Origin of the sequence: Dapis brunnea BLCC-M229 (assembly GCF_050015995.1) — a bacterium.
In the GTDB taxonomy this organism is placed as follows: domain Bacteria; phylum Cyanobacteriota; class Cyanobacteriia; order Cyanobacteriales; family Microcoleaceae; genus Trichodesmium.
Genome location: NZ_JBNHEP010000028.1, coordinates 13,565 through 27,069 on the forward strand (window position 1 = coordinate 13,565; position 13,505 = coordinate 27,069).

At 36.7% G+C, this 13,505-nt stretch carries 8 protein-coding genes; 3 read left to right on the top strand and 5 right to left on the bottom strand.

The genetic code is table 11. From position 1 onward, the window contains the following. Positions 1 to 11 precede the first annotated feature (11 nt). From ACP6PM_RS02720 to ACP6PM_RS02735, 4 genes are all read right to left on the bottom strand, one after another. Positions 12 to 557, bottom strand: coding sequence for a hypothetical protein (locus tag ACP6PM_RS02720; protein ID WP_426581615.1), 546 nt, complete (start codon positions 555 to 557; stop codon positions 12 to 14). 32 nt (positions 558 to 589) lie between these two features. Continuing rightward, positions 590 to 1,978 (bottom strand): AAA family ATPase, encoded by a 1,389-nt coding sequence (locus tag ACP6PM_RS02725; protein WP_426581617.1) that lies wholly within the window; start codon positions 1,976 to 1,978, stop codon positions 590 to 592. A gap of 48 nt (positions 1,979 to 2,026) precedes the next feature. After that, positions 2,027 to 2,932, bottom strand: coding sequence for a sulfotransferase domain-containing protein (locus ACP6PM_RS02730; protein ID WP_426581619.1), 906 nt, complete (start codon positions 2,930 to 2,932; stop codon positions 2,027 to 2,029). A 121-nt stretch (positions 2,933 to 3,053) separates the two neighbouring features. Continuing rightward, positions 3,054 to 3,791 (bottom strand): SDR family oxidoreductase, encoded by a 738-nt coding sequence (locus ACP6PM_RS02735; protein WP_426581621.1) that lies wholly within the window; start codon positions 3,789 to 3,791, stop codon positions 3,054 to 3,056. 1,186 nt (positions 3,792 to 4,977) lie between these two features. On the opposite strand from ACP6PM_RS02735, the gene ACP6PM_RS02740 reads away from it, so the two are divergent. The 3 genes from ACP6PM_RS02740 (at position 4,978) to ACP6PM_RS02750 (ending at position 10,749) form a co-directional block, all read left to right on the top strand. Beyond that, positions 4,978 to 6,822, top strand: a complete 1,845-nt coding sequence (locus ACP6PM_RS02740; protein ID WP_426581623.1) for a fatty acyl-AMP ligase — start codon at positions 4,978 to 4,980, stop codon at positions 6,820 to 6,822. Between the two features lie 998 nt (positions 6,823 to 7,820). Beyond that, positions 7,821 to 9,434: an aminotransferase class I/II-fold pyridoxal phosphate-dependent enzyme gene (locus tag ACP6PM_RS02745; protein WP_426581625.1), complete on the top strand. Its 1,614-nt coding sequence runs from the start codon at positions 7,821 to 7,823 to the stop codon at positions 9,432 to 9,434. 712 nt (positions 9,435 to 10,146) lie between these two features. Continuing rightward, the gene (locus ACP6PM_RS02750; protein ID WP_426581627.1) at positions 10,147 to 10,749 is read left to right on the top strand and encodes a hypothetical protein; all 603 of its coding nucleotides are present in this window, start codon (positions 10,147 to 10,149) and stop codon (positions 10,747 to 10,749) included. A 249-nt stretch (positions 10,750 to 10,998) separates the two neighbouring features. Here the strand turns inward: ACP6PM_RS02750 and ACP6PM_RS02755 are convergent. Then, the coding region (locus ACP6PM_RS02755) for a CHAT domain-containing protein (protein ID WP_426581629.1) at positions 10,999 to 13,505 on the bottom strand (2,507 nt) is incomplete at its 5' end.

The following is a 13,505-nucleotide window of genomic DNA, read 5'->3' on the forward strand; positions in this document are numbered from 1 at the left end:
TTTTGTGCGAATTATTTTTTACCTCCTATCAAACGATTGAACTGAATGTGATGCGGATCGCTAATTTTTAACATCTTTTCTGGAGTATCATGGATATCAGCTTTAGATTCATATCGTGTTTTACTCTTAGGAATTTTGATATTCTTAATACTGACAAAACGGTATTGATAATCATCAAGAAAATATCGCTTCTCCCAAAATGATTTACCAATTGCTTGACAATATTCAACAAAACACTGCGCCCCTTTTAGTTGCTGGATAATCTCTTTTTCTTTAGACGTCTTTTTTCCTCCCTTCATTTCAATAAAGACTATAAATTTTCCTTTTTTGATAGTATCAGCAATAATGACAAAATCTGCACGTTTGCATTCACCTTTAGTTCCCTGGAAAATTTCTTTTGGTGCGCTAAAAGCATCTGCCTTAATCGCAATAACTTCATTATCGTCTGGCATTCCATGAATAGTTACAGTGTAGTTATCAGAATATTCTGTAAATTTGACGATTTTCTTCTGATATTTAGTAGATTCTAATCTCACTGTAGCCTCTGGTAAAATCATCTTTTTAAGGATAACAATATCCGAATCAACCATCAATCTTCGCCCCAGACTATTGCTTCCTGAATTCGATTCATTTCTTCAATAGTTGTATCAAAACTACGAGCTTCAATACCCATTTCCTGGTCAATATTTGCTAGGGTTAGAGTTAGGGACTTAGTTTTTCTTTTATTACCTTCTAGTTGAATAGATTTTTCTTCAGCAATATACACTTTAATCTTTTCAGCAGATATTAATTCTTCTGTTTGATAACCCTCTTCTTCAGCAATACGCTTAAGATGAGGTTTATCCTGATTCAGCATAATTAGCGTATTTAATTCTTTGATAATATAATCGCTATGGGTAGTAATAAAAACTTTAATTCCTAGATTAATAAGTCGAGCAAATAGTCGAGCAATACGACGCTGGTTTTCGGGATGTAGGTTTAACTCAGGTTCGTCTACCATGAGTAAGTCCCCAGGTTGAGCTTCGTGTTTTAGATAAAAACCAATATCTAGTAAGGAACGCACGGCGCTAGAGCTTTCAACCATAGATAGTTTTGGAGGTCGTTTCCCTTGTTTCGGCGTATAATAAAGTTCGTCATTGGAAGTAACTGTATACTCACCTCCAATAATATCAGCAAAATCATTCAAAACTTCAGGATGTTCATTATAAAGAAAACTACGTTTTTTAGAAATTGTTTCTAGTTCCCGTGTAAATTCTACATTTTGTTCAACTGGAAGTGGATAATCTTGATATCCTTTAAATAAAAGCTCTCTTGGATCGATTTTATAATCTGCCTGACCTATTTCTTCAAGTAAACGGTTGCGGGCAAAATTTAACTCTTTGCGAAAAATAGCAGCACCTGTTCTTTCTGCACTAGCAATGAAAGGTTTAGGAAAAAGTTGAGAAAAAATAATTTCTTTGAGAGTTTCTGCAATAACAAGTTGAAGAATCTCAGTAGGAATTTTAACTTTTTCTTGTTCAACTAGAAGAGTCACAACTAATTCCGTACTATCATCATTTTTAGTAAATGAAAAAAGTTCTCCACTTGGAAGACTAATTTTTCCACCAAATTTCCTATTCAAATTAATATCATTTATATCAACAATGATATCAAATTTCGTTTTTTTTAATCGTTCAGGTGCTGCTGCAAAAATATTTGGTAATTGCTTGGTATATTTCTGACAACCTTTAGTAACGATTTTTTGAGTCTGTTCGATATATTCTTGTATATCAATACGAATCACACCTTCAGCAAGTAATTCCTGAATTCTATCGTTTATATCAATAGTAAGCATCCGTTTCCAAGTAGACAAAAATCCAAATAAGGCATAAGTAGCGTATGTCTTGCCAGTATTATTACCACCACAAATAATTGTCAGATCGGCAAGAGTAAATTCAGCTTGCTTTAATACGCCAAGATTTTGGATTTTAATTTTCATTCCCGATCATCCTTTATAGTTCCTTGTATCTATCCAAATAGTTAAATTTTAATGATTTGATGGTTTAAGTAATACCACATTCCCATCTGGTAAATTTATATTTTCCGGTAATTTTTCTGGTAATTCTGGTAGAGAATCTATTTGACTATTCAGTGGATAATTTAAGAGTTTTAAGAGAGGAGTTGCCATTGACAAAACTTCCTCTTTTTGTGCATCAGTTAGAATATCTACCCACTGTCCTAAATTTCCTTTTCTTATATGATTAGGACTCTCTTTTTTCATATTATTAAATGACACTTTTTCTTTAATTTCACCTCGAAATTTGGTGTCTAAATCAATTTCCAAATATTCTAAAATTTTTTCTAGCTCATAGTCAAAATTGTGTAGCAATCTTTCATAAAAAACAAAATGAATATTCAAATCTTTATGATGCTTTAAATATCCTCCTACATGATTCATCCAATCAGAAATAATAGTTGTCAGATTTTTGTTTAAATAAGTTTCTGGATTAGTCTCATCAACAGTAAAAAAAGGAAAATATCTTCTTACATAAGGAGAAAATACAAAATTAGACCAAGAAATTGATACGTCTCTAGGGTCGCGAACAATATATATCACCTTGTCAAATTTTTCCATGATAGTTAAAGCATTGCTACTCATCTGGGAATGACTCCAAACCAAAGTAGAGCTATTAATATAATCATCTATATCATCAACTGGATATCTAAATATATTACTTATTCTATAAAATACAGCATTTTTTGTAATATCTAAACAATTAATATCAATCTGCCCTTTTAGCTGATTAATATCCCAAGTTTTAGCAAGTTCATATATGGGTTGATTTTGAATGAAACTTTTATACTCAAAATCACTATAATCAATAATATTATGTAAGATTGTATGGAGCCAAAAGTTGCCACTTTTAATTAGCCCAGCTTTGAGAATGTGCATAGTATTCTCCCGATAAATTATTAATCCTAGTAAAAATTGTTATTGTTAGACCTGTACTGTAGAATCTTGTGACACACTTAATTAAGTTGAGAATTTTAGATACACATTAGGAATCAATAATTTATCTTCCTTTGTAATAAGGATGTACATCAATGCTACAACCACCATCGACAAAAAGAGTTTGCCCAGTAATATAACCTGCTTCTTCTGAAAAGAAAAAACCAATAGTTGCAGCTACCTCCAAAGGTTTACCAAAACGCTTCATTGGTATCCCACTTATACACCGTTTTTCAACTTCACTGCCAGGTGGGCAAATACGTTTAGCCATTTCTGTTTCTATTCCTCCAGGAGCAACAACATTAACAGTTATCCCACTCGAAACCAACTCCAAAGCCCAAGTGCGAGCCAAACTAATCATTCCTGCTTTAGCTATAGTATAACTGGTGCGGTCTTGCGCTCCCAAAGCAGCAATACTAGAAATATTAACAATACGACCCCACTGTTTCGCCTTCATGGATGGCATCACCGCTTGAACAGCTTGTATCGCCACACGCAAATTTAAGTCAATAACTGTGTCAAAGTTATCCAGCGTTACCTCCTCTAGTGGTTGTGGGTGTACTATCCCTACATTATTTACCACTCCATCAAAAGAATACTGCTTGGTTAAATTAGCCAAAGTTTCTCTTGTAGCGTGGCGATCGCTCAAGTCAACTGTGACAAATTCACCAGGAAAGGTTTTTTCTGGAGCGTGACGTGCTAGGCCAATTACCAGATGTCCTTTTTTGGCCAAATATTCTGCTGTAGAGAAACCTATTCCCCGACTTGCACCTGTAATTAGAGTGATGTGTTGTTGTGTCATTTTATTTCAGACGTAAATAATAACTTTAACTATAAATTAATAATATGTTTGGTTGCTTCTGGTTAATTTTTGATCGAAAGCAATTCTAATACCATTTCTCAAAAAGAATGCTATACCTGATTGGGTGGGGAAGTGTGGGGAGTGTGGGGAGTGTGGAGGTAGGGACGTTGCATAAGGGCGCCCCTACAACATAAGAATAATAAACATTAACTGGGCTATTATTAGCAAAACATTGATTTTAATAGTGTTAATTACTTAATAACTGAAGTGCGACCTAAGAGACTGTTTGTAAACTAAAGATTAAGACGACCAGAGTGCTTAATGTTCGGTGGGTTACGGCTCCGAGTTAAATTTTGGCTAGGATTCGTAGTTATTGCCGCCTAATACCAATTACCATGCATTAATGCTATACTTCAGCTACACTTCAACAATTAAAGAATTTCCAAGATTTAAAGTCTGTTTTTAACAATTTAAGGTTTGTTAGTATATATTTTTCATACTTTTACCCTCTCCCCATACCTCCCACACCTCCCACACTTCCCCACCCAATCATGTATAGCATTCTTTTTGAGAAATGGTATAACCCACCCTACGCCTGGATTTAATATTCCTTTTACAAACAGTCTCTAAGTATAGCAATGCTTTTGGGAATTAGTATTACAGAACTTTATCATAATTGTTATCTCCAGAGATTATACCAATTTGATAAATGTTTGCTAAATTTTCTTGAGCAGGAGAGTAAGGAAGTGGAGGAGTAGGGGAGAAGAAAAAAATATGAATAATTAACATAATACTGCCTACTAATTATCGAAAAATTTATTCCACCTGTATTAATTATTTAATAATTTAAATTTCACCTAAATCAAGACTTTTTTTCAAACTGGTATTATATAAACCTTTTCTTAAACTCCTGTAGGAATGTTCCATAGAACCTCCCTAAATTTTTTATTAGAGATGTTTATTAGAAAAAAATTATATGTTGATTTGGCTAGTCTTATCTAGCCAAATTTACTCTCTAGAAATAACTAAAAAAAATGGTTGAAAACGAGAAAATTTCAATCAGAACAATAAAAAAATAATCTATTTAACAATTAATTATGTTTGGCTACTTAATTATCCCTACATCTGCGTTAAAATTTGTGTCGTGCCTTTCCTATTATCGTTGTCTTTTCCTATCAAAAATAAAATGAATAGTTTAGATAAAAAATTTAAAACATTAGTAGATTTATTACAAAACAGAGCTATCCAAAACCCCGAACAAATAGGTTATAGCTTCTTAATAGATGGAGAAACAGACGAAATTAACCTTACCTATCAACAACTAGAACAACGTTCACGGGCGATCGCTGCCTATCTCCAATCAGTATGTCCACCAGGAGAAGTTGCCCTACTGCTCTATCAACCGGGACTAGAATATATTACTGCTTTTTTTGGATGTCTCTATGCTGGGGTCATAGCAGTTCCCGCTTACCCTCCCAGACCAAATCGTTCCCTAGACCGTATCCAAACAATTATTAGAGATAGTAAGGCCAAAATAGCTTTAACAACTCATTCTATCGTTTCTAGTCTAGAACGTCGTGCCTCAGAAACTCCAGAATTAGATAATTTAGGTTGGTTAGCAACTGACCATATCCCTGACAATTTTGCCGAGAAATGGCAAGAACCCAATATTAATGAGGATACTCTCGCCTTTCTCCAATATACTTCCGGTTCTACAGCCACACCAAAAGGGGTAATGATTACTCACCAGAACCTTTTGCATAATTCTGGTCTGATCCATCAATGTTTTGGACATTCTGCCCAAAGTAAAGGAGTAATTTGGCTACCTCCCTATCACGATATGGGTTTAATCGGTGGAATATTACAACCCCTATATGGAGGCTTTCCTGTCATGCTCATGTCTCCCTTAATGTTCCTCCAAAGTCCGGTGCGCTGGCTACAAGCTATTTCTCGATACCAAGGCACTACCAGTGGCGGACCAAACTTTGCTTATGATTTATGTGTCCGTAAAATTAAGCCGGAACAGATAGAAACCTTAAATTTAAGTAGTTGGGAGGTAGCTTTTAATGGTGCCGAACCCATTAGTGCCGAAGTGTTAGAACGGTTTACTAATACCTTTTCTGTCTGTGGTTTTCGCCGGGAAGCTTTTTATCCTTGCTATGGGATGGCAGAGGCTACTCTAATTATTTCTGGGGGTAATAAACTTTCTCCACCAGTAGAAACTACTATTGCGACAAGTGCATTAGAACAAAACCAGATCGTCTTAGTTTCTCAAACAGAAGGAACAAAAACATTAGTAGGTTGTGGTCAAACTTTGCCAGACCAACAGATTAAAATTGTTCATCCAGAAAAATTAACTCTTTGTGCTGAGGGAGAAGTAGGAGAAATTTGGGTTTCCGGGCCAAGTATTGCTCGGGGTTATTGGCACAAACCAGAAGAAACGAAGGAGACTTTTGAGGCTTATTTAGCTGAAGCACCTGAACAAAAGCCATTTATGAGAACTGGAGATTTAGGGTTTCTGGAGGGTGGGGAATTATTTGTGACGGGTCGTCTCAAAGATGTGATTATTATTAATGGTCGGAATCATTACCCTCAAGATATTGAATGGACAGTCGAGCAAAGTCACCCCCTGATTAGACCAGGTTGTATTGCTAGCTTTTCTGTAGAAGTGGCAGGAGAAGAACGTTTAGTAGTAGTAGCTGAGGTAGAACGTAATTTTCGTCAACTCATTCGTGGAAGTCAAAAGTTACAAGTCACAACTCAAAAGTATTACCCTACTAATCAATATGTTGATTCGGTAGAGGTTGATTTTTTTAATCAGCGTAATGGTAAGTCTGCTACGGAAAATTCTGATAATTCTCAGGACTTAATCAAATCTATCCAACGGTCTGTGTCAAGAAATCACGATTTACAAATTTATCAAATATTGTTGCTTAAACCGGGAGCTATTCCCAAAACTTCTAGTGGGAAAGTTCAGCGTTATGCTTGTCGCGAAGGTTTTTTAGCTGGAACTCTACAAATATTTGAATAAATAAGGTTTTATTGAAGTCAGAGTGTAGGTTGGGTTGAGGAATGAAACCCAACAAAAAGACTTACCCATAACCAACTTATGTAGGGTTTGCAGAAAAAACCAGAGTGTCGGGAGGGTGGAGAGATAGAGAAAGTAGGAGGAATAATTGTCCCTTGATCTTTCTGTGCTTGTCCGTCTTTGATCCTAACTTTTTGGTCACTCAAGCTTAAAAATTTGCACTTTATTTTTGCTCCCAAAAGGCTAAAACCTTTATTCTTCAGTGCTTTTAGATTTAATCAGCAAGTCATTTAGTAGGGGTTTTCATATTCGGAGCTGCCGTTAACCCCTATAGAACCCATTTGGTATCTTTACCAGGGACTAAATTTTTGAGGTACGGAGTCGTCTGTAGATATAGGAAATACACTGAAAAGATGGAAAAATACCCCATCACCCCATCTCCTCATTACACCATCTATTTTTCAATAGACTTCTCCAAAAATGAAAAATCAAATCAATTCTTATCCAGAAATTATCAATTACTCCCCCATGTTCCCAGTTAAGTGTTCCCTGTTCCCTCTTTTCTGGAGATGTCTAATAGACCCTAAATGGGTTCTATAAATTTAGCTTCATCTTTTGCGTAAGTCATTAAGGATAAAGCTTTGTTCGGTTTCACTTCATTCGACCCAACCTACTGGACTTCTAACCTCTAACTTCTGACTTCTGACTTCTGACTTCTGATGGCTGGTTCTCCCTACTTCGTACAAGATAATGGCAAAATAAGCATCATGCCTTCCACAGTGTTTTTTTTGAGGGGTCAATCAGTTGAAATAGTTAGCTATTTTAGGTAATTTTTACAAGTTAGAAGTTGGTCTCAATAAATCAGAAATCAAATTTCTGATTTTTCAGAGGGACTTTTTTACCCCAATATGTGCTATTGCATATAAGCTACTAGACAAAACTAAGTGACAAGCAATTTTAATGTGGTGCAGGAGTGAACAATGAAACTGTTGAACCAGCTTATGAATGAGCAAGACAGCCAACATCTGTCTTTAGTGAAAAATGATCGAGACCCTGCCTTGCAAATCCCACAATTATCTCCAGTCAGAGAAAATATTAAGTCCTGGTTGGTCTCCCAATTAGCTGAACGGCTAGAACTGGAAATCAATGAGATAGATATTGAACGGGATTTTACTGATTATGGTCTTAACTCTATTGAAGTGGTCAATCTCTCTGGAGAACTAGAAAATCTTCTGGGTCGGCGACTGCCTCCTACCCTTTTGTTAGATTATCCCACCATTGAGTCCTTGGCTGAATATTTGGTCGAGGACACCTCCGAGGATACAGGGCCAAATATTCACAAAAAATTAGAAGATGAGGTTGAAGTCTCAACTTCTAATCCAACTACGGAAACTGAAGAAATTCCTTTAGAGTATTATAATTTTGACCTCTATCCAGAATATCTACAACTGCAAAAGCAATTAGCAGATATTAATTCTACTGGTATTGGCAATCCTTTCTTTATACCTCAAGAACGGATTAATAATAATACTACAGTTATTGGTGGTAGAGAACTGGTGAATTATGCTACCTATAATTATTTAGGTATGTGTGGCGACTCTTTCGTATCTAATGCTGCGAAGGAAGCTATTAATCATTATGGTACTTCCGTTTCTGCTAGTAGATTATTATCAGGAGAAAAGCCATTACATCAGGAATTAGAAAGAGAAATTGCTGATTTTATCGGTGTAGAAGATAGTATTCTTTTTGTCGGAGGTCATGCTACTAATGTAACTACTATTAGTCATTTGTTCGGACAAAATGATTTAATTCTCCATGATTCTTTAAGTCACAATAGTATTTTTCAAGGTTGTTTATTATCAGGAGCAACTATTATTGCTTTCCCTCACAATGACTGGGAAGCTTTAGATAGGTTATTGCGCGATCGCCGTCATCGTTATAAGCGGGTACTTATTGCTATAGAGGGTGTGTATAGTACAGATGGTGATATTCCAGATTTACCAAAATTTATTGAGATTAAAAAACATTACAAAGCTTTTCTAATGGTAGATGAAGCTCACTCTATCGGTACTATTGGTAAACATGGTCGTGGAATTAGTGAGTATTTTGGGATTAATCCTAATAATGTTGATATATGGATGGGTACTCTGAGTAAGTCTTTTGCTAGTTGCGGTGGTTATATTGCTGGTAGTAAAGCATTAGTAGAATATCTTAAGTATACTTCTCCAGGATTTGTTTATAGTGTAGGTATTTCTCCACCAGATACAGCATCAGTATTAGCTGCTATTCGGTTGTTGAAGAGGGAACCGGAAAGGGTGGCACGACTACAAGAAAGGTCTCGACTATTTTTGCAGTGCGCTCGCGAGCGGGGACTTAATACTGGTCTGAGTAAAGATTCTCCAGTTATACCTATTATTGTAGGTGAATCTATTAAGTCGGTAATATTGTCCCAAAATTTATTTAAGCGAGGGATTAATGTTCCGTTTATGTTTTACCCATCTGTACCGCAAAATGCAGCTAGGTTACGCTTTTTTATCACTTGTAATCATACAGAGGAGCAAATTCGCTTCACTATAGATGCTCTTGCTGAAGAGCTTAGTTTAATGGGTGTTTAACTAGCTATTAACTATTAGCTTGTAGGGGCGAATGGCCATTCGCCCCTACAGGGTTTAAATCCCTAGTTTCTATAAACCGGAAGGTTGAGGAGAGGATAACAGAATCCCTTCTAAACATTTATAGCTGATTGCTTATTGTTAAACCATTGTTATTAGAAACAAGTAAGTAAATGAATGAATTTAATTATTGTATTGCCGCGTGAGGTGTGATTTAATGAAAACATTAATTAGATTAAAAATTGAGCGTTTTTGGGAAAATGAAATCGAGTATTTTATCGCTACGACTGATGATTTACAAGGATTAGTGGCAGAATTAAAAACGAGATAAGAAGCGATAAAAATTGCTGAATATATTGATGTAAATGTTTTTTTAGAGTTTTCAGAAAAAAGTTTATCTATATGGGTAAGTCCTGTAAATGAATTAATATCAAATCCGGTAGCATTGGTGTAATTTAGATTAAAGAGGGTGGGGAGATAGGGAGATGGGGAGATATAGAAAAATTTAGCAATAACTGAAGATGGAACATTTTTTTATACTGAATTAAGCGGATTTGATATAATACTTTACCGAAAAATTTTGGTTTAAAGCCTCCCCTTTTAAGGGGATAATAAATAAAAATTTTCATGATTAGTCAATCCTCTTCTTTTCAAGGAGAGGTAATAATTAATAATTAATTATTAATTATTGAATATTCCCCTAAAATTCAAACCCATGCCTTACAGTAAATTCACTATAGAAGAGTTACAAAAAACCTTTAATTTAACTATAGTTGAGACCGTGGGAAAGTTTAATAACTTGCCAGAAATTCCACCGAGTCAATTTTTACAAGAAGCATTGCAATATTACTTACCACTAGCTGTTGCTATTGGTACAGAAAAAGCACGTTCGGAGTTAATTATTGCGCCGATTTTATTTGCAATTAAAAAACAGTTAAACAACCAAATAAGCATTTTTTCCGGTGTAGAATTTAATGTTGATTCTGAACAGGGATTGAATGGTTTTTGTGATTTTATTATTAGCTGTTCCACCTTACAACTTTTGATTGAAGCGCCAGTTGTTGCCTTGGTGGAAGCAAAAAACGATAATATTAAGTCAGGTTTAGCTCAATGTATGGCAGAAATGGTTGCCGCCCAAATTTTTAATCAAAGAGAAAATAAGGAAATTTCTCTAATTTATGGGGTTGTTACTACTGGAACTATTTGGCAGTTTTTAGAGTTAAAATATCAAACTATAACGGTTGATTTGGAAGAATATTCTGTTAAGAATTTACCGAAAATTTTAGGAATTTTAACGAGTTTTGTGAGTAGCAGTTAGTAGAAGAACATAATGGTATCGCCTGGCGAAATTGCAGCAACTCCTCCCCTCTAGGATACGAGGAAATTAGAGTTAAGATAATAGAAAAGAAAACCCGACGTCAAGCAAGGAAAAAATGATTATTTATATCATGTCCGGATAATCAGTGATAAAAAAGTTTTTGTTTGTAGTTGGGCTTTAGCCCGAACTGTAGATAGGGCTAAAGCCCAACTACAAGCTTTAATTATAACTATTCAACCGGACATGATATTACATCTGAAAATTATCAACTTCTCCTTGACATATCCACGCTCCCCAAAAATAAGGATGAGATAATGGTTTAGTGTCAATTTCCAGATTATTTCCTAAGTTTAATTCAGCTAAAATATCGCGACCTAATTGACTTTTTTGTAACTCTCCAACAGTAACATTAATAATATATTTCTGCGCTTTTTTCAATGCTTCGGCACGACCAATACCTGCGTTTAAATAATCTAAAAATTGCTCCATTAATAACATGGTTGCTAATGTTGGCACGCTCCACAAACTCATTATTAATGTTTTACTTCCGGCGACGGCAAAAGCACGACGCAACCCGAATACTCCTTCTCCCGTTTGCACGTCTCCTAACCCGCTTTGACAGGCAATTAAAATCGTGAGGTCTGTTTCCCAGAGGTCAACTCCCGCAATATCTTGAGCAAATACCATTGTTGGGAAATTTTCGGGTAGTTTGCCGCCAGAAAACCAGGTGTTAGCACCAGTAAAAGCAACAGCGGAACGCATCATCGGGTTTTCGACTTTTGCTTGGTGGCGGTTTTGTTTGAAGGTTTCAATTTCGATGTTATTAACTGGGGGTTTTGCTGTAGTGGTGTTTATTTGTTGTTTCACCAGAGAATATATCGCTCCTAACCATTCTCTGATTTTTTTATCAATATCTTCCGAGTCTCGCAACGCTTCAATAATTGTCACAAACTCTTCATCAAGGAAACCATAATTTTTTGCTAATATCTCCGCTTCCTCTTCCTGGGAAGATTTCAGCAACTCTATCAATAAACGGAAATATTCTTTCCTTCTCTCGGAGTAATAACCGTGGGTAGCAACTATCAGCAGTTTGGGGGATTGACATTTGAGCAGGCGATCGCCTGTTGCCTCATTTTGCAAGAAAGGTTTGACTCTTAACTGTTGCGCAATAGTTTCGGCAAAATCACCCGTTGCTTTCACTCGTTCAAATCTTACACTGGCAAGAGTTCCGAACATTTGACTAGCATTCAGACCAGAAACAGCTAGATTTTCCTGTTGTTTTGGAATATCTGTATTATTATTCTGAGACCAATCAAAATTAGGATCGGCAATAATTAATGGTTGGTTTGGTGTACCCTTAGTTTTGATACGACGACGCAATAATTCTCGCCCGACGCTGACATAACTAATGTTGTACTTATCCTGCAATGTTGTCTCATCATCCTCTGGCAAAATCTGAAATGGCACCAAGTTTAAATCCCCATCGGGAGCTATTACTAAATGACTGCAACCTGCCAACTTATCCCGCAATTTATCAAAAACTGCCTTTCGTAGTTGCTTACCTGGTTGGGAGTCATAGACATAATATTTTGCAGGTGTTTCAGTAGAGTCGGGTTCGTCATCCCACATATTTAAAGTTGCTCCCATTGGAGATCCCCCCCTTGCCCCCCCTTGTGAAGGGGGGAAACTGTAAACAGAGTTAGACTTAGATCCCCTTTCCATCTTAGCCCCCCTTAGAAAGGGGGGTTGGGGGGATCTGCTACTATTTTGAGACCCCTCTTGTGAAGAGGGGAAACTGTGAACAGAGTTAGAGTTAGACTTAGATCCCCTTTCCATCTTAGCCCCCCTTACCAAGGGGGGTTGGGGGGATTCATCCTTTTGCAAATCCCACATTTCCAGAGTTGCTTCTCCCATCTTAGCCCCCCTTAGAAAGGGGGGTTGGGGGGATCTCCCACTCTCCGCAGGAACTTCCACAGAAGCTTCTGGCAACTCCATCACCGACTCTCGATACACAGAAATCAAGCGATCGATATTTTCTGCCTCCCCTAGATCGATCATTTCCACCTCAGAAGGTTTTCCCTGAGCTAAAACAAACGCCAGATACCGGGCCTCCTGCCAACTATTCTTCTGAAAATCAATGACTCGAAACCGCACGAACTCCAACAACTTCCCCCCCTCTGGTAACTCTAACGCTACTGCCCTTCTGTCGCCAATTTGTTCCTGCATGGCAATTTCTGGCACCTCTCGCGCTAACTGTCTTTCTAACTCATTACATTCTTTTTGCAGTTGAGCTAACTGTTGTTTGTGAGCTTCCCGTTTTTCTGGTGGGGGTACTTCATAGGTAAATGCTAAAAGTTCGTCGCACTTTTGTCGCCACTGTGGGAAAATTTCTTGGAGTTGAGGATAACGCCCGCTGAATACAGCTTGGTTTTGAGCAGCAAGAGCAGTTGCAGTTAGAGCTTTCCTTTTGAGGACAAGATTTAATGCTGCTTGTTTTGCTGCTTGGGAGTGGGAGAGATATTTGTAGACTAAGGATAGGAAATGCTCAAGATTAGGTCTGACTTTTTGTTGGATATGGGTGAGGCGATCGCTTTCAGAACTAGAAGCAAAGATAACTTGGATAGTTTTATCTTGGATTTTGCTGGCTTTGAGCATCAGTTTGAACGCTTCTTTCGGGCGCTTTCTTTTAACTAATAATAAAGCTAGGTTGTTGAGGTGAGTGGCAAGGGATGGATGATTTTCGGGTAGGGCAATTT

What these genes read in the sequence shown, in the direction of transcription:
- ACP6PM_RS02730 (WP_426581619.1), bottom strand. Translation starts at nt 2,932, where the DNA reads ATGCACATTCTCAAAGCTGGGCTAATTAAAAGTGGCAACTTTTGGCTC.
- ACP6PM_RS02750 (WP_426581627.1), top strand. Translation starts at nt 10,147, where the DNA reads ATGCCTTACAGTAAATTCACTATAGAAGAGTTACAAAAAACCTTTAAT.
- ACP6PM_RS02740 (WP_426581623.1), top strand. Translation starts at nt 4,978, where the DNA reads ATGAATAGTTTAGATAAAAAATTTAAAACATTAGTAGATTTATTACAA.
- ACP6PM_RS02735 (WP_426581621.1), bottom strand. Translation starts at nt 3,791, where the DNA reads ATGACACAACAACACATCACTCTAATTACAGGTGCAAGTCGGGGAATA.
- ACP6PM_RS02725 (WP_426581617.1), bottom strand. Translation starts at nt 1,978, where the DNA reads ATGAAAATTAAAATCCAAAATCTTGGCGTATTAAAGCAAGCTGAATTT.
- ACP6PM_RS02745 (WP_426581625.1), top strand. Translation starts at nt 7,821, where the DNA reads ATGAATGAGCAAGACAGCCAACATCTGTCTTTAGTGAAAAATGATCGA.
- ACP6PM_RS02720 (WP_426581615.1), bottom strand. Translation starts at nt 557, where the DNA reads ATGATTTTACCAGAGGCTACAGTGAGATTAGAATCTACTAAATATCAG.